At 44.8% G+C, this 23,371-nt stretch carries 27 protein-coding genes; 10 read left to right on the top strand and 17 right to left on the bottom strand.

The genetic code is table 11. The features are described 5' to 3' along the window. Position 1 precedes the first annotated feature (1 nt). The 9 genes from ptsN to JQC93_RS16525 form a co-directional block, all read right to left on the bottom strand. On the bottom strand, positions 2-448 hold the full coding sequence (ptsN, locus tag JQC93_RS16565) for a PTS IIA-like nitrogen regulatory protein PtsN (protein ID WP_084883767.1): 447 nt from the start codon (positions 446-448) through the stop codon (positions 2-4). A gap of 3 nt (positions 449-451) precedes the next feature. Then, on the bottom strand, positions 452-739 hold the full coding sequence (gene hpf / locus JQC93_RS16560; RefSeq protein WP_205159493.1) for a ribosome hibernation promoting factor: 288 nt from the start codon (positions 737-739) through the stop codon (positions 452-454). A gap of 21 nt (positions 740-760) precedes the next feature. Further along, positions 761-2,239 (bottom strand): RNA polymerase factor sigma-54, encoded by a 1,479-nt coding sequence (locus JQC93_RS16555; RefSeq protein WP_205159492.1) that lies wholly within the window; start codon positions 2,237-2,239, stop codon positions 761-763. Between the two features lie 106 nt (positions 2,240-2,345). Beyond that, positions 2,346-3,071 (bottom strand): LPS export ABC transporter ATP-binding protein, encoded by a 726-nt coding sequence (lptB, locus tag JQC93_RS16550; protein WP_084883771.1) that lies wholly within the window; start codon positions 3,069-3,071, stop codon positions 2,346-2,348. A gap of 3 nt (positions 3,072-3,074) precedes the next feature. Continuing rightward, a complete protein-coding gene (gene lptA, locus JQC93_RS16545) occupies positions 3,075-3,569 on the bottom strand; it encodes a lipopolysaccharide transport periplasmic protein LptA (RefSeq protein ID WP_205159491.1) in 495 nt (164 codons plus the stop codon). Further along, entirely contained in the window at positions 3,553-4,113 is a 561-nt protein-coding gene (gene lptC / locus JQC93_RS16540; protein ID WP_205159490.1) for an LPS export ABC transporter periplasmic protein LptC, read from the bottom strand. Before lptC ends, lptA begins: the two co-directional genes overlap by 17 nt. Then, positions 4,110-4,667 carry a 3-deoxy-manno-octulosonate-8-phosphatase KdsC gene (gene kdsC / locus JQC93_RS16535; RefSeq protein ID WP_205159489.1) on the bottom strand — a complete coding sequence of 186 codons (558 nt, stop codon included), beginning with the start codon at positions 4,665-4,667 and terminating at the stop codon, positions 4,110-4,112. Before kdsC ends, lptC begins: the two co-directional genes overlap by 4 nt. Then, positions 4,667-5,647 carry a KpsF/GutQ family sugar-phosphate isomerase gene (locus tag JQC93_RS16530; RefSeq protein WP_205159488.1) on the bottom strand — a complete coding sequence of 327 codons (981 nt, stop codon included), beginning with the start codon at positions 5,645-5,647 and terminating at the stop codon, positions 4,667-4,669. Before JQC93_RS16530 ends, kdsC begins: the two co-directional genes overlap by 1 nt. Before the next feature lie 18 nt (positions 5,648-5,665). Continuing rightward, positions 5,666-6,634: a calcium/sodium antiporter gene (locus tag JQC93_RS16525; protein WP_205159487.1), complete on the bottom strand. Its 969-nt coding sequence runs from the start codon at positions 6,632-6,634 to the stop codon at positions 5,666-5,668. A gap of 215 nt (positions 6,635-6,849) precedes the next feature. Here JQC93_RS16525 and JQC93_RS16520 point away from each other — a divergent pair, with 215 nt between their 5' ends. From JQC93_RS16520 to JQC93_RS16490, 7 genes are all read left to right on the top strand, one after another. Next, positions 6,850-7,614 carry an ABC transporter ATP-binding protein gene (locus JQC93_RS16520; RefSeq protein ID WP_205159486.1) on the top strand — a complete coding sequence of 255 codons (765 nt, stop codon included), beginning with the start codon at positions 6,850-6,852 and terminating at the stop codon, positions 7,612-7,614. Next, complete coding sequence (gene mlaE, locus JQC93_RS16515) at positions 7,614-8,402, top strand: lipid asymmetry maintenance ABC transporter permease subunit MlaE (RefSeq protein ID WP_205159485.1); 789 nt, start codon at positions 7,614-7,616, stop codon at positions 8,400-8,402. The genes JQC93_RS16520 and mlaE overlap by 1 nt, the downstream gene beginning before the upstream one ends. Positions 8,403-8,444: 42 nt before the next feature. Further along, on the top strand, positions 8,445-8,915 hold the full coding sequence (gene mlaD / locus JQC93_RS16510) for an outer membrane lipid asymmetry maintenance protein MlaD (RefSeq protein ID WP_205159484.1): 471 nt from the start codon (positions 8,445-8,447) through the stop codon (positions 8,913-8,915). A 1-nt stretch (position 8,916) separates the two neighbouring features. Further along, complete coding sequence (locus JQC93_RS16505) at positions 8,917-9,564, top strand: ABC transporter substrate-binding protein (protein ID WP_205159483.1); 648 nt, start codon at positions 8,917-8,919, stop codon at positions 9,562-9,564. Positions 9,565-9,746: 182 nt separating this feature from the next. Beyond that, on the top strand, positions 9,747-10,001 hold the full coding sequence (gene ibaG, locus JQC93_RS16500; protein WP_084883785.1) for a BolA family iron metabolism protein IbaG: 255 nt from the start codon (positions 9,747-9,749) through the stop codon (positions 9,999-10,001). Between the two features lie 15 nt (positions 10,002-10,016). Next, positions 10,017-11,276, top strand: coding sequence for a UDP-N-acetylglucosamine 1-carboxyvinyltransferase (gene murA / locus JQC93_RS16495; RefSeq protein ID WP_205159482.1), 1,260 nt, complete (start codon positions 10,017-10,019; stop codon positions 11,274-11,276). 147 nt (positions 11,277-11,423) lie between these two features. Further along, positions 11,424-12,167, top strand: a complete 744-nt coding sequence (locus JQC93_RS16490; RefSeq protein ID WP_205159481.1) for a 1-acylglycerol-3-phosphate O-acyltransferase — start codon at positions 11,424-11,426, stop codon at positions 12,165-12,167. Between the two features lie 67 nt (positions 12,168-12,234). Here the strand turns inward: JQC93_RS16490 and JQC93_RS16485 are convergent, their stop codons facing one another. The 6 genes from JQC93_RS16485 to JQC93_RS16460 form a co-directional block, all read right to left on the bottom strand. Continuing rightward, positions 12,235-13,038 carry a hypothetical protein gene (locus JQC93_RS16485; RefSeq protein ID WP_205159480.1) on the bottom strand — a complete coding sequence of 268 codons (804 nt, stop codon included), beginning with the start codon at positions 13,036-13,038 and terminating at the stop codon, positions 12,235-12,237. Positions 13,039-13,226: 188 nt separating this feature from the next. Next, positions 13,227-13,616 carry a RidA family protein gene (locus tag JQC93_RS16480; protein ID WP_205159479.1) on the bottom strand — a complete coding sequence of 130 codons (390 nt, stop codon included), beginning with the start codon at positions 13,614-13,616 and terminating at the stop codon, positions 13,227-13,229. Between the two features lie 67 nt (positions 13,617-13,683). Then, complete coding sequence (gene pyrI, locus JQC93_RS16475; protein WP_205159478.1) at positions 13,684-14,148, bottom strand: aspartate carbamoyltransferase regulatory subunit; 465 nt, start codon at positions 14,146-14,148, stop codon at positions 13,684-13,686. A gap of 13 nt (positions 14,149-14,161) precedes the next feature. After that, complete coding sequence (pyrB, locus tag JQC93_RS16470; RefSeq protein ID WP_205159477.1) at positions 14,162-15,091, bottom strand: aspartate carbamoyltransferase; 930 nt, start codon at positions 15,089-15,091, stop codon at positions 14,162-14,164. Positions 15,092-15,363: 272 nt separating this feature from the next. Further along, the gene (locus JQC93_RS16465; RefSeq protein WP_205159476.1) at positions 15,364-15,762 is read right to left on the bottom strand and encodes a GlcG/HbpS family heme-binding protein; all 399 of its coding nucleotides are present in this window, start codon (positions 15,760-15,762) and stop codon (positions 15,364-15,366) included. Positions 15,763-15,774: 12 nt separating this feature from the next. Then, the gene (locus JQC93_RS16460) at positions 15,775-16,704 is read right to left on the bottom strand and encodes an aldo/keto reductase (RefSeq protein ID WP_205159475.1); all 930 of its coding nucleotides are present in this window, start codon (positions 16,702-16,704) and stop codon (positions 15,775-15,777) included. Between the two features lie 126 nt (positions 16,705-16,830). Between JQC93_RS16460 and JQC93_RS16455 the strand changes: the two genes are divergently transcribed. After that, entirely contained in the window at positions 16,831-17,697 is an 867-nt protein-coding gene (locus tag JQC93_RS16455; RefSeq protein ID WP_205159474.1) for a LysR family transcriptional regulator, read from the top strand. 106 nt (positions 17,698-17,803) lie between these two features. On the opposite strand, the gene argF is transcribed toward JQC93_RS16455, so the two are convergent. Continuing rightward, on the bottom strand, positions 17,804-18,805 hold the full coding sequence (argF, locus tag JQC93_RS16450) for an ornithine carbamoyltransferase (RefSeq protein ID WP_205159473.1): 1,002 nt from the start codon (positions 18,803-18,805) through the stop codon (positions 17,804-17,806). A 126-nt stretch (positions 18,806-18,931) separates the two neighbouring features. Continuing rightward, positions 18,932-20,152 (bottom strand): arginine deiminase, encoded by a 1,221-nt coding sequence (gene arcA / locus JQC93_RS16445; protein ID WP_205159472.1) that lies wholly within the window; start codon positions 20,150-20,152, stop codon positions 18,932-18,934. A 654-nt stretch (positions 20,153-20,806) separates the two neighbouring features. On the opposite strand from arcA, the gene JQC93_RS16440 reads away from it, so the two are divergent. Together JQC93_RS16440 and rraB are read left to right on the top strand one after the other, a co-directional pair. Beyond that, entirely contained in the window at positions 20,807-22,783 is a 1,977-nt protein-coding gene (locus JQC93_RS16440) for a methyl-accepting chemotaxis protein (RefSeq protein ID WP_205159471.1), read from the top strand. A gap of 163 nt (positions 22,784-22,946) precedes the next feature. After that, positions 22,947-23,363 carry a ribonuclease E inhibitor RraB gene (gene rraB / locus JQC93_RS16435; RefSeq protein WP_084883811.1) on the top strand — a complete coding sequence of 139 codons (417 nt, stop codon included), beginning with the start codon at positions 22,947-22,949 and terminating at the stop codon, positions 23,361-23,363. Positions 23,364-23,371: the final 8 nt, after the last annotated feature.

Raw genomic sequence — 23,371 nt, 5'->3', positions numbered from 1 at the left:
ATTATTTCGCGACCATGATTTGATAAAGCTCTTCATCGGATTCTGCACGACGAAGCTGTTTGGTTATCGCTTTATCGTTTAGCTTTTCGGCCATGCTGGCCAAAGTGCTTAAATGTTCTTTGCATTGAGAGTCTGGCACTAAGAGTGCAAACAAAAGGTCAACGGGTCGATTGTCTATGGCATCGAATTCAATAGGCTCATCACACTGTACTAATACTGCGATAGCACGCTCACTGTCTTGCATTCGGGCGTGGGGGATAGCAATACCGTTGCCAATGCCCGTACTGCCCATTTTCTCTCGTCCTAACATACATTCAAATAACTCAGTTGAGCTTTGATCGCATTGCTCGGCAGCGATTTCGCTGATGATTTCGAGGGCTCTTTTTTTGCTCGTACAATGGACTGCACTTTTTGTGCAGTCCAAAGAGAGTACTTCACTGATTTGCATAGTTTAGTGATTACTTAATTTTTCTTTATGTTTATTGAGTTGTCGTACAAGTTTGTCGACCAGAGAATCTATCGCTGCGTACATACTATCACTTTCGGCTGAGGCGTGTATTTCACCTTGCGCAACATGTAGGGTGGCTTCTGCAATTTGGTTAAGTTTTTCAACTTTCAGTACAACATGGACATTGGTGATGTGTTCAAAAAAGCGTTCTAGTTTTGCAAATTTAGAATCCACGTACTCCTGCATTGAATCTGTTAGATCAACGTGATGGCCTTTAATATTGATTTGCATAGACGTTCCTTCTGTTTCTGCCTAAAGTAGGCGTTTGCGCTGACTTGAAGGGGCTATCCCTAGGGACTCACGATATTTAGCAATCGTACGACGGGCCACTTGTATGCCTTGGTCAGCTAATAGTGCGGCAATTTTACTGTCACTGAGTGGTTTTGCTCTATTTTCTGCCGCTACGAATTTCTTGATGAGGGCACGTATCGCGGTGGAAGAGCATTCTCCACCATTATCAGTACTTACGTGACTCGAGAAAAAGTATTTGAGCTCAAAGATGCCTCTTGGCGTGTGCATATATTTTTGCGTTGTGACGCGAGAAATCGTGGACTCATGCATGTCCACAGCGAGAGCAATATCGTTCAAGACCATTGGCTTCATGGCCTCTTCTCCGTGCTCAAAAAACTCTTGTTGATGCTCTACAATGCAACGCGCTACTTTTAGCAGTGTTTCGTTGCGGCTTTCTAAGCTTTTAATCAACCATTTAGCTTCTTGCAAATTACTTTTGATGAACTGACTGTCTGGACTGTTTCCCTTACCGAGTGCCGCGTACTGTTGGTTTACTTTGAGACGCGGAACGCTGTCAGGGTTAATTGAAACCACCCATTTTCCCTTGTCTTTAAAAACAGAAACATCGGGAACAACATATTCAGTGTCATCGGGGGCAACAGTATTGCCTGGTCTAGGATCCAGCTTTTGGATCAGAGACATGATGTCTCGCAGTTGATCCTCTTTTAACTTAGTTTCTTTCATGATCAACTTGTAATCACGATTACCAAGCATATCGATGTAATTTTCAAGAACATGGCGCGCTTCAGAAAGCCATGGCGTATCTTCCGGAAAAGTCGCCAATTGCAGTAGTAAGCATTCTTGCAGTGAGCTTGATGCTACACCTAGGGGATCAAATTGCTGTATCCGCTTACGTACAGCTTCCACTTCATCAAGCTCTACCTCGTCATTATTTAGACTGCTTAGGATGTCTTCGCTTGAAATGGTCAAATAACCGTATTCATCAATGGCATCAATAATGGAAGTGGCTATAGCATTGTCCAGCTCACTCATTGGAGTAAGTTCAAGTTGCCAATGTAAATAGTCGTGCAGCGATTGAGTGGTTTCACCCTGGTAGATGGGCATGTCATCGTCCATCACCATGCCAGTGCTTCCAGTGTTTGCACTGTAAACGTCTTCCCAGGTAGTATCGACAGCAAGCTCTTCGCTAATATTGCTTTGCTCGATAAGATCGGCACTGTCTTGCGGATCGGCTTCAATTTCTTGTGTGGTTTCTGCTGCGGTTGCGGTTGCGTTTTCGGCTTCTATATTATTTGCTTTCTCAGCATCTGAAACGGGCTCGGCTTGTTCTTCCACTTCAAGAAGTGGGTTAGAATCGAGCGCTTCTTGAATCTCTTGCTGGAGATCAAGTGTAGACAACTGCAATAAGCGAATCGCTTGTTGCAGTTGTGGGGTCATTGCTAATTGTTGCCCGATTTTAAGCTGTAATGACGGTTTCATTCAGAATTTATTACCTTGATACCACTGTGAAAAATGACGTTTTAGTCAGATTTGTTATCTCATTTAAACCATACTTCGCCAACACTTTCCAGTCTTAACCATTTAATCATAGACGGAATTGCTCACCGAGATAAACTCGTTTTACCTGCTCATTGTTCAAAACTTGCTCTGGAGTGCCTTCTGCGATCAAATGCCCTTGGCTTACGATGTACGCTTTTTCACATACATCGAGTGTTTCACGCACATTGTGGTCGGTAATCAGTACGCCTAGCCCACGCTGTTTAAGGTGTTGGATAATCTTTTTGATGTCGATAACCGATATAGGGTCTACACCCGCGAAAGGCTCGTCCAGAAGAATGAATTCGGGATTGGCTGCCAGTGCTCGCGCAATCTCAACACGTCGACGCTCGCCCCCGGATAAAGCCATCCCAGCAGACTTGCGAATATGCTGAATATTGAACTCTTCAAGTAAGTCTTCTAATCGGTCTTGGCGCTGCTCATTGCTCAGCTCTTTGCGAGTTTGCAGTACCGCCATAATGTTATCTTCTACCGACAGCTTCCTGAAAATAGACGCTTCTTGCGGCAAGTAGCCAATCCCCATTTTCGAGCGCTTATGCATTGGAAGAATGCTGATGTCTTGGTCATCGATCAATATTTGACCTTCATCTCGAGCGACCAAACCAACGATCATATAAAACGAGGTAGTTTTACCGGCGCCGTTTGGGCCAAGCAATCCAACAATCTGACCTGATTCTACTTTTAAGCTGACATCGGCGACGACCTGACGTTTGTTATAGCTTTTAGCCAAGTTCTTAGCCTGTAATACAGTCATCGGCTATTGCCCTTTTTGCGCTTGAGGTTGCAAAACGGTTGAGACGCGATTGCCATTGCCACCGTCTGCAAGCATAGTTTCAGTATCGATCTGATAACGAATGGTCTCACCTTTGATGACACTATCGTCTTGCATTAATTGCGCTTGCTTAGTCATGAGAAGTTGATTGTTACTCATGCTATAGAATAATTCTAACGCTTGGCCTCTTAGCTCTTTCCCTTCATCAGTTTCTTGACGAAAAGTCGTCGGCTCACCAAACGATTGAATGGAAGTAATGGTCCCAGTTTCAGCGTCGCGCACGACAATGACTTTGTCTGCTTCTAATTCGATACTACCCTGTACCAATTTAACATCGCCTTCGAAGGTTACTTCATTGCTTTTCATATCTAGCTTTTGACTATCTGAGTCTATGTATACAGGTTGTTCGCTGTCGCTAGACAGTGCAAATGCACCTGTTGAGATTAAGCACAACAAGGCGGCTTTAAGGAGTGATTTCATATACACCTTTGACTTGGTTATTTAGTGTTGCTTGGTTCGTGTCGAAACTGCCTTCCGCTGATTGCCCTACATTATAAAACGTAGCGCCTTCAAGCGTAACTTGGGTATCAGTGTAGAACTCTTTGCTGTCGAGCTCTATGATCAAGGACTCAGTTGTCATTTGGTCGAACGAAGCACCGGGTAATAGGTTGTCTGCTTTTACGTTGCCTTGCAACGTTAGGTGCTGATTTTTGTCGAGTACGGCGCGGTCTGACACCACCTTCCATTCGACGTTTTCACCATCTCGGTAAACCAATAGCACAATACTTTCAAAAACAGTATCACCACTTTTGGCGTAATGGTCCAGATAACTCGATGTGATCCGGTAGTTTCGAGTGCCGTCTGCTTTATGGGTAGTGTCAGTCACGTGGTGACCCGAGAATTGAGGCAGTTCTGCGTTGGGGGTAACTTGCACGGTGACGCTGTTTTGATCGGTGACTAAATAATAGCTGCTAAACGCAATGACAATGATCAATACAACTTGGACCCAACGAGGCGTGATCATATGCTCAAGCCTTTGTGCGCTTCAAGTTCGCCACGGGACTGTAATATAAGATCACACACTTCGCGTACCGCGCCATGACCACCGTTAATCTGTGTCACGTAGTTGGCTTTTTGACGTAATAATGGGTGGCCATCTGCGACACAGACTTTAAGTGCAACTTTTTCCATCACTGGCCAATCGATCAAGTCATCACCAATATACCCGGTATTCTGTGGTGCGATATTGAGTTTTTCGCAAATGTCTTGATACGCCTTTACCTTGTCATCTTGACCTTGGTAGATAAGCGTTATGCCAAGGGCACTCATTCGGTTGGTAACAATTTGCGACTTCCTACCTGTAATGATGGCAATTTCAATTCCGGCATTCATCAGCGATTTAACGCCATATCCGTCGCGGGTATGGAACGTCTTAAGCTCTTCACCGTTGTTTCCCATATAAACCAAACCATCGGAAAACACTCCATCGACGTCACAGATAAGCAGTTTGATCTGTTTGGCTATTTCAACAATGGAGGCGTCGACATCACCATATAAAGTCGTAATTTTTTCGCTCATTACATTACCCCAGCACGTAGCATATCGTGCATATTCAGTGCGCCAACCAATTGGCCGTCGTCAACAATGAGCAACGCGCTAATGCTGCGTTCTTGCATCTGATTGAGTCCATCAACCGCAAGCATATTTGAATGAGCGACTTGAGGGTTTGGCCCCATCACTTCTCCGATGGTTGTATCGTGAATGTCGACACGCTTACTCAGCAAGCGGCGCAAATCGCCATCGGTAAAAATGCCAATGACTGCATTATCTGCGTCGACAATGGCGGTCATTCCTAAGCCTTTCTCACTCATTTCTAACAGTGCTTCAGTCAGTGGAGCATCAGCTGTAACTTTAGGCAGTTGAGTGCCTGAATGCATGATGTCGCTTATTTTGAGCAACAATTTTCGGCCTAAGGCTCCACCTGGGTGAGAAAGCGCGAAATCTTCCGCACTAAACCCACGAGCACGCATTAGAGCCATTGCAAGCGCATCCCCCATTACTAGTGTGGCGGTTGTACTTGCGGTTGGAGCAAGTTCAATTGGGCAAGCTTCTTTAGGCACCTTTATACATAAGTGCAGATCTGCCAGTTTACCCATGTTTGAACTTGGGTTTCCGGTCATGCTAATGATCGTTACTTGCTGACGCTTAAGTACAGGGAATAAACCCAAAATTTCGCCCGACTCACCGGAATTAGAAATCGCGAGTACCACATCATTACTGTCGATCATTCCCAGATCGCCGTGTGCCGCTTCCCCAGGGTGAACAAAAAAGGATGACGTACCTGTACTGGCAAGCGTTGCGGCAATTTTCTTACCTATATGGCCAGACTTACCCATACCCATCACCACGACTTTTCCTGTGGTGTTTAAAATGGTTTGGCAAGCTTGGACAAAATGAGTATCGAAGTGCTGGCTTAGTTGCTTTAATCCAGCGATCTCAATCGCAAGTACTTCTTCGGCTGCAGACTTATAGTCAAAATCAGGGTTGTATTGTTGCATCTGTGAATCAATTATCCGTTAGTGAGCTAAGTTCATGAGCAGGTAGCCTTGGTAGACAACAAAAATTATGAGTAGTGCGCTACCTTCAATGCGATTGATGCTGCGGGATTTTCCTAGCGCCATGACCACTAGCAGTATGGAGACCGCAAGCATAACCCAGAAATCTCGTCCCATAACGTTTTCGTTAAGTACGGTTGGGTTCAATATGCCAGGGATCCCCATTACGGCAAGAATGTTGAATACGTTCGAGCCAATGATATTGCCCACAGCCATATCATCTTCACCTTTCATGACACCGGCGAGAGACGCAGCAAGCTCGGGCAAACTTGTACCTACAGCAATAATGGTCAAGCCAATCACAAGATCAGACATGCCAAAATGTTTCGCAATTATAACAGCATTGTTGACTAGTATATCGGCCGCTAGTGGCAGCAATATTAGGCCTACGATGACCCAGAAGATGGCTTTCCCATTGGGCACCCCTTCAGGGATCTCCGACTCTTGCTCCTCAATCAATGCATCGCCACTGTTTTTTTGACTGCGCGATATTTTTAACATAACCGCTAAAAAAGCCACAAACAAAACGACTAGCACGATACCTTCGTTAAACCCTAAGTAACTATCCCAAAGCAACGCACCTGCTAATAATGTGACCACCATCATCAGAGGGAGTTCACGTCGCAGAACCCCAGAACTGATCGACAAAGGCTTGATGATTGCTGTTATCCCTAAGATTAGCGCAATATTGGCGATATTGGAGCCTAAAACGTTACCGACAGCGGTGTCTGATTTACCGCTTAATGCTGCGGTGGCTGAGACCATCATTTCAGGTGCAGAAGAGCCCATTGCTAATATTGTCATACCAATAACCAATGGAGCGATACCGAAGTTTCGAGCGAGTGCCGCAGCACCAAAGACGAGTTTGTCAGCACTCCAAACTAGCAGGGCGAGACCTACAATTAAAAGTAGTACGGCTTCAATGGGCATGGGATGTTATCACCTGATTAGTCAAATTTAAGTTGGCTAATTTTGACTCTAAGTCATCGAAAAAGAAAGCGAAATTCTTAAATATTTAGAGCGCACAACCCTAGAAATACTCTATGGTTTGTATGAGAAGAAAATAAAGTTTGACCTATTTGTAGTAACTATAGGTAAATAGGATAACCAGTAGCGGAAAGTAGACTCAATCAATTGGTCGTGCCATGGATGTAACAAAAAAATACAAAATCAAAGAGTTAAGTTTTTCTCGCGGGAGAAAACAGATTTTTGAAAATGTCAGCTTTGACGTGAAATCGGCAAAAATCACCGCAATTATTGGACCCTCTGGAATCGGCAAAACAACACTGCTTAAACTATTAAGTGGCCTATTGGAGCCGGATGATGGGCAAGTCCTCTTTAATGGCCACCACTTGCATCAATTGTCTAGGCGCGCGTTGTTCGAGGCGAGAAAGAAGATGGGAATGTTATTTCAATCTGGGGCGCTATTTACTGATCTGACGGTGTTTGACAATGTGGCTTTTCCTTTGCGTGAGCATACCGATCTATCCGAAGCAGAAATCCGTACTAAGGTGATGGACAAGTTAGACGCAGTCAGTCTTGCGGACAGCTTTGACTTAATGCCGTCAGAGCTTTCTGGTGGTATGACGCGTCGTGCTGCGCTTGCAAGAGCGCTGTCATTAGAACCGGATGTGTTGTTGTATGATGAGCCTTTCGTAGGTCAAGACCCGTTGACGAAAACCACTCTGGTTAAACTTATCGACTCGCTGAATAAGCGACTTAATGTGACCTCTATATTGGTGTCGCACGATGTTCCTGAAGTGATGATGTTAGCTGATTATGTCTACATGCTGGACAATAAAACCATTATCGCTCACGGGACACCTGAAGAGCTCAGAGCCAGTCAAAATGTCCAAGTACAGCAGTTTTTGAAGCCACTTGAATTTGAACATCTTGAGAGGGTTGAATAATGTTGTTTCAACACAAGATAGAATCTCTAGGACGGTCATCGTTCGCGCTCGTTCAAAGTATTGGTGCCGCGAGTTGGATGTTAGCTGGGGCGCTATTTAGCAAGCCTAACTTTAAAAAGTCGTGGCCACTTTTGTTAAAACAGATAGAGGTTCTCGGTTGGCAGTCGCTAATGATTATCTGCGTATCAGGTCTGTTTATCGGCATGGTGCTGAGTTTACAAGGCTTTGTTATTTTAGTGGACTTTGGCGCCGAAAGCGCCCTGGGTCAGTTGGTGTCATTGTCGTTACTTAGAGAGCTAGGTCCAGTGGTTACCGCGCTTTTATTTGCTGGGAGAGCGGGGTCTGCATTGACTGCGGAAATTGGTTTAATGAAAGCCACCGAACAACTCTCTAGTATGGAGATGATGGCGGTAGACCCTCTGCGTCAAGTGATCGCACCTAGGTTCTGGGGTGGCGTGATTGTTATGCCTTTGCTCAGTTTTTTGTTTATTGCGGTAGGCATAATTGGTGGTCAGTGGGTTGGGGTGTCGTGGAAGGGTGTAGATTACGGCAGTTATTGGTCTCAAATTCAATCATCGGTTGTATTGTCAGAAGATATACTGAATAGTTTTATTAAGGCCGTTGTGTTTGCTGTGGCAGTACTTTGGGTTGCTCTGTTTCATGGATACCATTGTAAGCCCACTTCAGAAGGGATTAGCTTAGCCACTACGCGCTCTGTAGTACATGCATCCTTATTAGTGCTTGGGCTGGACTTTATTTTGACGGCTTTAATGTTTGGTGGTTCTTAACCACAAAAACTTCAACTGTTTTGGCAAGGATAGGAAGGATTAATGAAGCAAAATCGACACACCGAATTGCGGGTTGGGCTATTTGTGTTGCTCAGTATGGCGGCGCTGCTGTTTATGGTCCTTGAAGTGGCCAACGTAACCTCACTCACTAGCGATAAGCATTACACGATAAAGGCTCGGTTTGAAAATATAGGCAGCCTAAAAGTGCGTTCTCCAGTAAAAGTGGGTGGGGTGGTGATCGGTGAAGTGAAAGACATCACCTTGGATCCAAGCTTGTTTATTCCGACTGTAACGTTTTCCATAGACTCTCAATTTAACCAATTTCCAGACACCAGCTCGGTTGAAATACTCACCTCCGGACTGATTGGAGAGCAGTATGTGAGTTTTGTCCCAGGTTTTGATCTTGATGATGGCGACTATTTGTCTGATGGGGATTTCATCGAAGACACTAAATCAGCCATAGTCTTAGAAGATTTGATTGGGCAATTTTTATATAGCATGCAAGGAGAGTGAGATGAATATTAGTCAATTATGGACCCGAGCCATTTTTATCATTCTCATTACCAGTTTCAGCATCACTTCGTTCGCTGAAGACACCAGTAATCCATACCAGTTGATGGAGACGGTTTCTCAAAAAACCTTTAACCGCATCACCCAAGAAAGTGCGCAAATAAACGAGAACCCGGATTACTTGAAAGAGATAGTGGAGCAAGAGGTGATGCCCTACATTCACTATCAATATGCCGGGTTGAAGTTACTAGGTTCTCAGTTAAAGCTGCAAGACAAAACAGAGGTAGAAGCCTTTTTAGAGGCCTTTCGCGCTTACATGGTCACGGCCTACGCTCAAGTATTTGTACAATATGACGATCAGGAGTTGCTTTATGCACCGATTCAGCCAGTACCTGAAGGGAGCCGAATTGTGACTGTTCCTGTCGAGATCGTCGAGCCAAACAAGCCAAATATAAAGTTGGCCTTTAAGTGGCGCAGCAACAAGCAAGGTACTGAGTGGCTGGCCTTCGATATCATTGCAGAAGGCATCAGTATGCTGTCGAGCAAACAATCTGAGTGGAGCGGTAAAATACGTACTCAAGGTTTAGCCAGCGTTACCGAAGAGTTGTTAGAACAATCCAAGATAACAATTACTCAAAAAACCTCCAATTAACCAAATGGGTTGTATGAAAAATCAGCGTTGGTCTTTCCAAACCAAATCTTGACGCTTTTTTTTCATGCAAAATTGTAAATTCGGCTTATAATGTCGCGTTTTCGTGCCTGTCAGCTTTAACCTTTTGTGGTCTGGCTTTAAAGTGAAATCGAAAATCCTAAATTGAACAAGAAGGAATCATTGTGGAAAGTTCAGACGTCAAGTCGCTGCTAGAGAGCGCTTTAGAAATTCAAGAGCTACATGTGAAAGGCGAAGGTAGCCACTTTGAAGTGATCGCCATTGATCCTTGCTTTGACGGCATGAGCCGCGTTAAGAAACAACAATTTATTTACGCTCCTTTAATGGACTACATTCAGCGCAACGATATTCATGCGCTCTCCATTAAAGCGCTGACCCCTGAAGAGTGGGCGCGTGATAAAAAGCTAATGTCACTATAAGGTGCCGCTGTAACAATGGATAAATTCCGAGTAACTGGCTCATCCACCCCTTTGTCGGGTGAGGTCTCTATTTCTGGTGCAAAAAATGCTGCACTGCCTATTTTATTTGCCGCTATTTTGGCGGAAGAGCCAGTGGTCGTTCATAACGTCCCTAAACTGCGCGACATCGATACAACCATGGAGCTGTTAAAGCGCCTTGGTGCAAATGTCTCTCGCAATGGATCGGTACATGTTGATGCGAGTGGCATTAACGAGTTTTGCGCTCCTTACGATCTGGTAAAAACCATGCGTGCCTCAATATGGGCATTGGGACCTCTGGTCGCTCGCTTTGGTCAGGGACAAGTGTCTCTTCCCGGTGGATGTGCGATAGGCGCTCGACCTGTTGATTTGCATATTCATGGCCTTGAGCAACTTGGTGCCACCATCGTGCTTGAAGACGGTTATGTTAAAGCGTCTGTTGATGGTCGCTTGCAAGGTGCCCATATTGTCATGGATAAGGTCAGTGTTGGCGCCACCATCACTGTCATGTGCGCCGCTGCGCTCGCTGAAGGTACAACCATATTAGACAATGCTGCGCGTGAGCCTGAAATTGAAGATACGGCTGCATTTTTAAATGCGCTTGGCGCAAAAATCTCTGGTGCAGGTACCGATACCATTACTATCGAAGGTGTTGAGCGTTTAGGCGGTGGTGAACACAGCGTCGTTGCTGACCGTATCGAAACCGGGACATTTTTGGTTGCAGCAGCGGTGTCTGGCGGCAAAATTGTTTGTCATAACACCAACGCAAAGCTTTTAGAGGCGGCTTTGGCTAAGCTTGAAGAAGCTGGCGCACTTATTGAAGTCGGTGACGATTGGATCAGCCTTGATATGACGGGTCGAGAACTCAAAGCTGTATCGATTAGAACAGCCCCACACCCAGGTTTCCCGACCGATATGCAAGCACAATTTACGCTGCTTAATATGATGGCTAAGGGCGGTGGTGTGATCACTGAAACGATTTTTGAAAATCGTTTTATGCATGTGCCTGAGTTACAACGAATGGGCGCTAAGGCTGAAATTGAGGGACATACAGTCATTTGCGGCGACTCAGAAGGGTTAAGTGGTGCTCAAGTTATGGCGACAGACTTACGAGCGTCGGCAAGCTTGGTTATTGCAGGCTGTATCGCCTCCGGCGAAACCATTGTTGACCGCATTTATCATATCGATCGCGGCTATGAGCGTATCGAAGATAAACTCGCTTTATTAGGTGCCAAAATAGAGCGATTTAAAGACTAAATCGCTCGCACCATCAGAAAGGCCGAAACCGTAGGGTTTCGGCTTTTTATTTGATAAACTTTAGGCTTACACTTGTACTCTGTTTGACTTCACATTAGTCTTGTCGACAGATGATTAGACCTTGTCATTGTGACACTGGGGAACAAAATGATTGCACTACTTCGAGTCATTGCAGTGGCGATATTTGCTGTATTGATGTTTGTTTTTGGTTGCGGCTATTGTCTACTTAGCCCACGAGATTCAAAACACGTATTTAATTTTGGCCGTATGTTTGGCGCTATGCATAGAGTCTTTGGTATTACGCTAGAACTTCGTTTGCCTAAAGACGCGTATGAGCGTGGTCAACACGTGTATATTGCCAATCATCAGAATTCCTGGGATATGTTCACCATTTCATCGGCGGTTACCCCTCATGTTGTAACCGTAGGCAAAAAGAGTTTGGTTTGGCTGCCTCTGTTTGGGCAACTTTATTGGTTGACCGGGAACATATTGATTGACCGTGCAAACAGCTCACGCGCTAAGGGCACCATCGATCAGGTTGTGCAGAAAATTAAAGAGTCAGGTTTATCAGTGTGGATGTTCCCGGAAGGCACTCGCTCACGAGGACGTGGCATGTTGCCCTTTAAAACGGGAGCTTTTCACGCCGCTATTGGCTCTGGTGTGAATATTGTTCCCATTGTTTGCAGCACCACGCACCAAAAAATTAAAATGAATCGCTGGAATAACGGCCATGTCATCGTTGAAATGCTTGACCCTGTTAACGTCGCAGATTACGACAAATCTGATGTCCGTGGTCTAGCCAACGTTTGCCGCGAGAAAATGGAACAGAAACTGGCGGAGTTAGATATAGAAGTCGAGCAACGCAACCAAGCAGACGGCGTTATCAACTAAAAGCCGATTGGTTAAGTTTGAAGAAGGCAGAGTAGTGACTCTGCCTTTTTTGTCTCTCGGTTAATAGTCAGTAGCGATAACTCAAATAGACCATTGCACCGGAAACACCTTGCGATACTTTTAACTTGCCTTCTTTTTTGACGGCTAAGTCAAGCACTGTAAAATTCAACCCAGCACCAACGCTAAAATTATCGAGCACTGCATATTCAGACGCAATGCGTAAATCGGTGAAGTAACCAGAGAAGTCTTTGATATCGAGTCCAAAATAATCCAACGCACCGATGACATTGATCTTATCCGTCGCGCTATAGATCATTTTAAAGCCAAGCACTGGCAGGGGAGCTAGGAAGTTAATAGACTCAGTACCACCGACTACATATTCACCGTCTGCGGTAAAATCGCCACTGACACCGCTTGCAGTTTTTATCATGTGCAGGCCAATACCTGTCGACAGTTCAACTTTATCAGTATGGTAAAAAGAGTACGCGTAATTGAGCTTGTAGATGTCCATTTTTAAATAGGAATCGATTCTAGCACCAGCCGAGAAGGTCACATCTAAGAAATCAATATCTCTATCGGTCACTTTCGAGGAACCCGTGTGCAAGCGGTAGTAAGAAAACTCCATTTTATGTTTTGGATTAAAGCGATAATGACCGTCTAAGCGTATGCTTCTGGTTTGTGTTTCCATGCCAAAATCATCTTGCAGATCTAAGTTTACTCCTGCTAGATATTGGCTGGTAAAAAACAATTGTGTGGAGTGGTGAGCGACTAAATAGCCACCTAAATCAAGTTTGAACTTCTCTGTTTCAACTTCAGCCATCGCAGGGAGCGACAAACAAAGAAGCCCCGTAGCTGCTATAAGAGATCTCATTCAACATCCTGTTGCGTATGTTCCCTACTGGATTATACATAACTTGTTAACGTCACAGTGATCTTTGATTGTCCCAATTTCAATAATATGATTGAAATTGGGTATGGATAGAAACCACAAATAGTTGGGAATAAAAAAAGAGCAACAAACGGCCGTTTGTTGCTCTTGGATTTGCTTTGTAGTGCAGACTACTTACGAACAGCAATCGCTTCGATTTCGATACCTACATCTTTAGGTAATCGCGCAACTTCAACGCAAGAGCGAGCAGGGTAGTTTGCGACATTATGCTCGTCGAAGAACTTGCCATAAGCTTCGTTTACGGTGCCGAAATCATTAAGATCTTTAACGAAAACGGTCATCTTGACGATATCACCGACGGTAAGGCCAGAAGACTCGACCACAGCTTTCACATTATCCAGTGATTGTCTGGCCTGCTCAGCAATGTTTTCTGGCACTTCGCCTGTTTCAGGGTTTACAGGAATTTGTCCTGACGTCAAAACCATATTGCCTAGGTCTACGCCTTGTACATAAGGGCCAATTGCCGCTGGAGCCGTGTCGGTGTGAAGTACTTTTGTCATTGATTTGCCTATGTCCATTGTGTGTTTATGCTAACAGTGTGCCTTTGCCTGAATCTTGAGTAAAGCCCTAGCGTTCGGTAACAATTTCTCTAGCGTAAACTTTTTCGCAATATTTGCACTTCAAGCGGATCGAAGCGGCTTTTTGAATAACCGTGAAGCTGCTTTCAACCGGTTCGTTGTGTGTAATACAGTTGCTATTTGGGCACTCAAATACCGAAGTAATCTGCTTGGGTAACTCAAGTTCAAGCTTCTTGACCACTTTATAGTCTTCAATTTGATTGACCGTAGCATTGGGTGCATACAACGCCAGTTTACTGGCTTGCGAAGGATCGATAAATACGTTCTCAATCTTGAGCAGGTCTTTAGCACCGAGCGCCGACGATGGCAGATTTAGGCCGATAGTCACACGCTGCTCAGAGTTTTGCATTTCAAAAAGTTTGAGTACCTTAATACCTACTTTCGCTGGGATATGGTCAATCACTGTACCTTGTTGAATCGCTTCTACTTGAAGCTGGGTCGCTTTGTCGCTCATGATCATTCCTCAATTAAAGTTGTGGGTTTAACACTAAGGCTAGTAGGGCTTCACGCGCATACACGCCGTTTTCGGCTTGCTCAAAGTAATAGGCGTGTGGGGTTTTATCGACGTCTACAGTAATCTCATCGACCCTTGGCAGTGGGTGTAACACTTTTAAGCTAGGCTTGGCATTATCGAGCAGTGAAGCCGTCAGAATGTACGCCGATTTAATGTGCGCGTACTCAGAGTCGTCAAAGCGCTCTTTTTGAACTCGAGTCATGTACAAGATGTCTAGCTCTGGAATAACCGGTTCCATCTCGTTGTGCAGGCTATATTGAATACCCGCTTCATCGAGCTCTTCACAAATATAGTCGGGCATGGCCAGTGCGTCAGGCGCAATAAAGAAGAAGCGGTTATTGCTAAATTTAGCAAGAGCTTGGGTAAGCGAGTGAACCGTTCGTCCATATTTTAAGTCACCCACAAAGGCGACATTTAGGTTGTCCAGGCGGCCTTGAGTTTCATATATCGAGAACAAATCCAATAGGGTTTGAGTTGGATGCTGATTGGAGCCATCTCCCGCATTAATAACTGGAACGCCATTAGAAAACTCCGATGCAAGTCGGGCCGCACCTTCTTGTGGGTGGCGCATAACAAAAGCATCCACGTACGATGAAATCACTTGTACGGAGTCAGCCAAGGTTTCGCCTTTCTTGGCTAGTGAAGTGTTGCCACCGCTGTCAAAACCAATCACATCTCCGCCAACACGTTGAATAGCGGTTTCAAAGGACAATCGAGTTCGAGTCGATGGTTCAAAAAAGCAGCTCGCTACCACTTTATTTTTGATGAGCTCAGGCTGTGGATTTGCTTTAAGGTCGCCTGCCGTATTTACGATTAGCTCTAGCTCATCTCGACTTAATTCTGGTATAGAAATGATGTGCTTGTTATAGAGCGAATGAGTCATACCATGTTCCTTATCAAAGTGGTTGTTTACCTAATCGAGATAAACAAAAAGGCACAAAAAAGCCCCCCAATAAGGGAGGCTAAAATTGATCGGAAGAGACGTTGGTTACAACCAACGTGCAGTAAAAACGAAAACGATTGCTTTTCATAACGTCTCCCCTAGAATTCGAGCGCGATTATACCCCTATCTCTAGGTAATATTCCACAAAAATAGCGGCTTTTTGATGGCGGCTAGTGATGTAACTCGCTGTCGTGCAGTAAGGGGTTATTCAATTAGGCTTGGTGCGGAAGCGAGGAAATAGCAAAGTGCGCCAACTCTTCGTCTTGTTGCTCGCTCAAGCCACTCACACCTATCGCACCGATTACTCGTCCATCTGACTCGACGGGTAGACCACCGCCCAATCCTGTGATTTTCGGATCAGTCCAATAGCCCATGTCTTTACTTGTTTGTTGTGCCCATAGACCCAGTTGCGACGTAGGCTGCCTGTCGCGGGCTGCGGTGTATGCTTTGTTTTTGGCAAGCAGCGCAGCTTGAAAGCTGCACTCATCCATCTTAGCAAAACTGATCAGTTCACCATGACTATCGACGATGGCAACAGCGACAGACTGATCGTTGGACGTCGCTTGTTGCAATGCGCACTGAACAATACGTTGAGCAAATTCTAAATTCATGAGATGTCTTCCTTATGGCATTTCCGCGCCGCGCGCTAGTTCGTAGAGGGTGTACCACTGTTCACGACTTAAGGTAACAGTATCGGATTGTGCACACGCTTTAATGCGATGAGGTGCAGTAGTGCCTATTACCGGACGAATGTTTGCAGGATGGCGTTGCAACCAGGCGAGTACAATAGCCTCACTGGAAACGTGATAGTGCTCGGCAAGCTCTCGCACATAGGTTGCAGTTCGAACAATGTTGTCTGGCTGCCCATTGAGATCGCGTCCACTGAACAGTCCTTGGCTTAGACTGCCCCAAGCTTGAATCTCTATATTATTGGCTTGGCAGTACTCCAGAGTGCCAAGCGTGCTGCTGGAAAACTCAGTGATACCTTCTTCCAACCAATCCAGTTTGGTTAAGCTCATCTCCATTTGATTGCACACAATAGGTGTGGAAAGGGCAGACTGAAGATAGCTCATTTGGTGGGCATTCATGTTGGAGACACCAAGGTTTTTAATCTTGCCGCTGGCTTGCAGTGTTGCAACAGCGCTAGCGACTTCATCAACGACCATCAGTGGATCGGGACGGTGTAGCAACAGGGTATCGATTTGCTCGACGCCCAAACGAGACAAAATGGAATCAACTGAGCTTACGATCCAAGATGTCGAAAAATCATAGCGCTTAGGCCCTAACTCATCAGCAAAACGGATACCACACTTGGATTGGATACGAAGCTCGTTAGCGAGCTCAGGTCGTTCCCTTAGAGCTTGCCCAAAAGCTTGTTCAGCTTTTCCAAAGGTGTAAATGTCGGCGTGATCAAATAGGCGAATTCCACACTCGAGTGCCGAGTCGATTACAGTGTGAACTTTTTTTACGTCTTCAGAACGAACGGGTTGGTCGTTCCATCCGCCGCCAAGCCCCATGCATCCGTAAATTAGTGTTGATTGAGATTGCGTCATGGTAAGTACCTTTGTGATTCTTTTTGTCGGTGTCTTCGTTATTGTGACTAGTATGCCTTGCTAATTAGATTAATAAACACTACAAAAGAGAAATCATTGTTTGTTATATTGAACAAAAGCGGACTCATGCACCATAAAAAAATTGAACGACTACTACTGTTTGTTGAGGTGGCACGTCAACTAAGCTTTACCAAAGCTGCGGAAAACCTTGAAATGTCTAGAGGTTACCTTTCCACTCAGATTAAACAGTTGGAAACAGAGTTAGGTTATCCACTGCTGATCCGTTCAACACGAACAGTACGATTAACCGCTCAAGGAGAGCAAATAAAACAAGGAATGGAAGGGATCAAGCAAGATCTCTTGCACATTGAACGGACGATCGATTACGAAAACACCGCCATAGAGGGCGAAATACGTTTTACGGCGCCACTTCAACTTGCTCAAAGCGTATTGGCTCAAATGTGCGCCGAGTTTACACAGCTGCACCCGAGGGTGACGTTTGTTATTGAGTGCAGTTACAACAGTTATAACTTGGTAAAAGATAACTTTGATTGCGCGTTTAGAGCCACTCAAACGCCACCACAAAATTTAGTGGCCAAGCATTTGTTTGCTTATCAGCGAGTGCTGGTCGCATCGCCAAGCTATCTGCAAAAAAATGAACCCATTTATACGCCACAACAATTGGCACACCATCAATGCATAACAGGACAAGGTGTAGAGCGCTGGTCGTTTTCTGGAGAAGAAGTGGATGTCCAAGGCTGGTTGACCATAAATGAAAACCATATCATTAAGCAGCAAGCCATTGAAGGCAAAGGCCTAATGATGGCACCAGACTATTACGTGGAAAAAGAGATTCAACAAGGGCAATTGGTGCAAGTACTCAATGAGCACCACATTTGGAACAATGACGTTTACTTACTGTACCCACCAATGGTCAAACGCTCTAACAAGCTCAATGCGTTCATAGAATTCGCTCAACGCTATTTTTCATAGTGCGCCAAAATAAAACCGAAGGTTTAATCTCGCGGGTAACTTGAAATGAAAACGCAGCGATATGCCCTAATGGGCTGAATCACTGCGTTTTTAGTGCTTATACTTTTTACGCCAGTGTACTGACGAGAACGGCTTTAATGGTGTGAAGACGGTTTTCTGCTTGATCAAACACGATAGACTGTTTTGATTCGAAGACCTCTTCGTCGACTTCCAGACCTTTCATATTAAATTCTTCTGCGACCTGTTTTCCGATGGTCGTTTCATCATTATGGAATGCTGGTAAACAGTGCATAAACTTGCTGTCGGCTTTACCCGTTTTCGCCATTAAAGAAGCGTTTACCTGATAAGGCTTCATAATCTCGACACGTTCGGCCCATGCTTGCTTTGATTCGCCCATTGATACCCAGACATCGGTATAGATGAAGTCGCACCCTGCTACGCCTTCGTCGACGGATTCGGTGAGTGTGATGGTTGAACCGCTTTGCTGTGCCAACAGCTGACACTCTTCGACAAGCGTTGCTTCTGGCCAGTAATCTTTAGGGCCTACCAAGTTAATGTCGACCCCCATTTTCGCTGCGCCTACCATTAACGAGTTTGCCACGTTGTTGCGCGCATCCCCTAAAAAAGCGAACTTAAGCTCATGAAGTTGCTTGCCTTTTCCGTGTTCGAGCATAGTAAGGAAATCGGCCAGTATTTGGGTTGGGTGAAACTCATCGGTCAGGCCATTCCAGACAGGAACGCCGGCATAAGCACCTAGCTCCTCAACGCGCTCTTGCCCAAACCCGCGGTACTGAATGCCATCGTACATTCGGCCAAGCACCCTAGCGGTATCTTTCATCGACTCTTTTTCACCGATTTGAGAGCCGGTAGGTCCAATGTAGGTGACTTGAGCACCTTGATCAAAAGCGGCAACTTCAAAAGCACATCGAGTTCGGGTTGAGGCTTTTTCAAAGATAAGCGCGATGTTTTTTCCCGACAACGTCGGTTTTTCGTATCCTGCATACTTTGCTTTTTTTAGGTTTGCCGATTGTTCGAGTAAGAATTGAATCTCTTCAGTTGTGTAATCAAGAAGTTTCAAAAAGTTACGATGCTTTAAATTAAATCCCATGGCCTCAACTCCATACACTGTCAGAAAATCATTTATATATAAAAATACATATAAAGTGAATTTTTATTTGATTTAAATCTAAGAAAGGGACTCGAAAGTCCCTTTTACTATAACTCGTTTTAGGGGCTATATGCCATCACGCTCTATTGGGCAGCTCATACAACGGGCGCCACCACGACCACGGCCTAATTCGTTACCAGGAATAGTGAGGACCTGAATCCCGGCTTTGTCATATTTTTCATTGGTGTAGACGTTACGTTCGTAGCCAATGACCACCCCTGGCTTCACGGTGAGTACGTTATTGGCGTCGTTCCATTGTTCACGTTCGGCCTCAAAGCTGTCACCACCGGTGGTTATGATTTTCAGATAGTCTAGACCTAAAGCTTGCTCTATAGCGTGAATGTAGCTTGGTACTTGTTCCACTTTCATCTCATTGTCTTTGCCAATTGACAGTCGCCACGTTTCTAAATCTTTGCGCATAATTTCTGGATAGACAGAGAATGTGTCTACGTCCATATGCGTCATAACGGTGTCTAGATGCATGCATGAGCGATGCTTAGGTAGATCAATCGCGATGACTTCGGTCGCTTGACCGGACCTAAATAGGTTGTAGGCTAAGTTTTCTACACCTTGTGGTGTGGTTCGCTCAGACATCCCAATTAACACCGCACCTTTGCCTATCACCAAAACATCACCACCTTCAATGTTGGCATTATCGTAGTGCAGATCTTCGTCGCCAAAGTAGTTTACAAACTCTTGATTGGCGAAAGTTGGGTGCCAGCGATAAATCGCACGTAGATGGTTAGTCTCACGTTGGCGAGCCGGCTTCATCATCGGGTTTAGTGATACACCCCCGTAGACCCAGCATGATGTATCTCGGGTAAATAGATGGTTCGGCAGCGGCTCGATGATAAAATCGAGAGGGCGATGCATTTTAGGTAGCATCGATTGAGTGTCTAATTTGATTTCAGAATTTGCAAGACCACCTAAAAGCACAACGGCTAAGTGATGGTTATCCATTTCCGATAAATATTGCCTAAAGTCTCGCGCAAACAGTGGGCCATAACGGTAGTCAGATATTTGAGTGTCTAATAACCATTGCTTTGCTTCCGGCACGGCTAAGGTCTCTTCGAGTAGGTCGTGCAGCAGCAATACCTCAACGTCTTGCTCTCTCAACGTTTGGGCAAATTGGTCGTGCTCTTCTCCAGCTGCTTCTACAGCGAGAACGTCATCAAATAGCAGTTCGTGGCAGTTCGATGGGGTCAAATGGGTTAGGGCGCGCTCTGGGCGGTTTAGCAATACTCGTCGCAATTGCCCAACTTCAGAGCCTACATACAGCTTACTCATGATAAATCCTTTTAATAGTGCGCTGCATGTTATGACAATATATTGTGTAAATTGCAAATCATATTGGTAACCAAATATCTGGCATGGAGTACCAATTATAGTCATATGTATCAATGGTGAGGTGTTTATCGATCTTTTTGCAAAATAACCGACTAATCAAATTGCGTGACAAATGTGACTATTTATTCGATAAACTGCATAATGAACGCCGTACCTTTTTGAATAAATAGGCACTCTGGGAGGATGTATACTCCAATTGTCGCTAATTATCCCTATGGGTTGAATAATCGAAGCTATAGACCAAAGTGTGTTCAAGAATAGAATTGCACTTAGAACGGTTAGGAATGAGAATTATTGAGGATCGAAGCTAAAAACGATTGTTCCGAATCTTCCTGATCCAACTGCCTGCACCCAAAATCATACAAATCAAGAGAAACTTCCAACTTTTACGTTATGTTTGTCACGCTTTGTAATCGATTACCGTCACTTTTTTGTTAGATTTTGTGGCGAAAAAGGTTAAAAACTAAAGCTACAGGCCTTTCTGCCGATATCAAGTTAGGGTTACTATATGGTATGTCGTTTTGCAAAAGAGACATGCTAACCAAATTTCGGGAGATACCAACCGTGCACCTTAGTCTAATTCAAAGGATTGTGATGGGATTTGTGGTGGTTACATTGTGTGCCATAACCATCAGCTTTTCTGCATACTTTTCTCAGACCAAAATGGAGTCGCAAATGGAGCTAGCCGCTTCTACGTTGACTGGCTTTTTGGATGGATCGAATACGTTGACCAAGCATGTTCAAGACGCGAATCGTCTGATGCTTGTTCATGCTAATACAGAATCGTTGGAAAAGCGCCAACAACTAGAGGCCTCTTTCGCTGAGGCCAAGCAGCAGATTAGCGCGCAACAATCGATATTGTTACAACAGTTGCAAGGCTACCCAAAGCTGATCGATACATTGTCCAATGTTAATGGCCAGGTAGAAGCGTTTATGGTTAACGCAGAGAGCCATCTGCAACTGCACAACCAGCGGACTCAAGCTCGAATCAAGTCTGCTGAAGAGCTAAAATCGTTTGACGATGAGTGGATCTTCTTTTCTCAAGACATGGGTGACCTTCAAGCCGATGCCAAATTTGATGGCCTTAATTCTGCAGCATGGAACATCAGTTTCATTGAGACCCAAGGCGCAGGCGCGAAAGGGTACATTCAGAGATTATTAAGCGTCGATTCTGAAGAAGCGATTACCCCGATGGCGACGGAACTCGAAGGGTACTTAAGTCGTACCTTAGAAAAAGTCGACCCTGTATACGATGAAATGCCAAGTTCAGAAGACTACCTTGCACCTTATGTGACGATCCTTAGTCGTGCAATTGCAAGCAACGATGGTATTTTGAAATTGCATCAGCAATACATCAGCCTGAACGAGCAGAGCAATCAAATGCTTTCTGTTACCGCGGAGCAAATGGATGTCATTGTTGGGGAGCTAGAAAACTTTACCGCTGTGATCCGTGGACTCTCTGAAGACGCAAAAGTCGAAGCCGGAAACAGTGCTAAAAACTCAATTATGGTGAACAGCAGCTTATCTGTAGTGACCTTATTAATCGCACTTTTTGTGACTTTTTCTGTTGTGCGAGCCATTAAGACGCCGTTAGCCGCCATTCAAACTGCCCTGAGTAAGTTATCGGAAGGCGACTTGACTCATAGCATTGACCAAACTTACCGTTCGGAATTGGGTGAAATCGCCAATAGCATCAATATTCTGTCGAACAAGCTAAGAGGCCTAATTGGTCAAATTCAAGAAGCTGATCAGCAGGTTACAGAAGTAGCAACTAACTCTCAAAAAATGAGCTCTCAAACACTTAGCGAAGTTCAAGCTCAGCAACATCAAACTGAATCAATGGCCGCCGCGGTGACCGAGATGGAACATGCGGTACATGAAGTGGCTACCCATGCCGTAGAATCAAGTGACGCTGTTGAAGAAGTGGTTGGCTTAGCAAATCAAAATATGTCGATTACTAAGACCAATGTTGAGTTTGTCGAAGGGCTACAGAGCTCATTGACAGAAGCGTCTGGTGTGATTCAACAGTTGTCGACTCAGTCTCAGCAAATTGATGAAATATTGACGGTTATTCAATCTATTAGCGAGCAAACTAACTTACTGGCGTTAAATGCTGCTATTGAGGCCGCCCGTGCGGGAGAGCATGGCCGAGGTTTTGCTGTCGTTGCTGACGAGGTTCGTTCATTGGCTACAAGAACCCAAGAGTCAGCCAATGAGATTGGATCGATGATTGAAAGCTTGCAGGCGAATTCAAGCAGTGCAGTGAAGATGGTTGAAAGTAATCTTAAGCAGGCGCAATACTCTGTTGAGCAGAGTAGCCAAAGCCATGAGTCGCTGCAGGAGATGGTAGAAAAACTTCGTATTGTGAATGATATGAGTCGATCCATAGCGACTGCCTCAGAAGAGCAAAGCGCCGTTGCTAAAGAAGTTGCCGAAAACATTGTTGGTATTTCTGACGTAGCAATGGGTATTGCCGACAATGCCAATGAATCAGTACGCAATAGTGAATCACTCACCGTAGTATCTCAAAAGCAGAGTCAGTTAATCGCTCAGTTTAAGCTACCAGCATAGCGTCACCATCTTGGATAAACCCCAACCCATCAGTGCACTAACTGACTTATTTAGTGAGCTGATGGGTTTCTATTTTTTGTCTTGTGGTCACACAATGATCCATGTAGGATCGCCGCTAATTAACCGATTTATACCAACTCAACCTACCGTCTAGGAGCCTTGCATGTCAGAACAAGATGAGTACCTATCTGTCGAAGATTTCATCGAGATGCAGAAAGAAGATACCCGAGCGATTATCGACGAGCTGCTCAGTGATGGCAGCGAACCAGACTCTCTTTATCAAATCGAACACCACCTATTTGCTGAAAACTTCGAAACGCTTGAAAAAGCAGTCATCGAAGCATTTAAAATGGGTTTTGAAGTACTAGAAGCTGAAGAAAGTGAAGACGAAGACGGCAATAAGTTGCTGTGCTGTGATGCGACCATGGAGTCTGCGCTGAATGCAGAAACCATCGATGCTCAGGTTGAAAAGCTGGTTAGGCTTGCAGAGAAATATGACATCATCTACGACGGTTGGGGAACCTACTACGAAGGTGAAGATGCACTCGTCTATGATGAAGAAGACGACGAGCAAGAATAACAACATTG

The organism is Vibrio ulleungensis, from assembly GCF_016900875.1.
In the GTDB taxonomy this organism is placed as follows: domain Bacteria; phylum Pseudomonadota; class Gammaproteobacteria; order Enterobacterales; family Vibrionaceae; genus Vibrio; species Vibrio ulleungensis.
The sequence above is the reverse complement of the archived record's forward strand: the minus strand, read 5'-3'. Positions and strand labels throughout refer to the sequence as shown.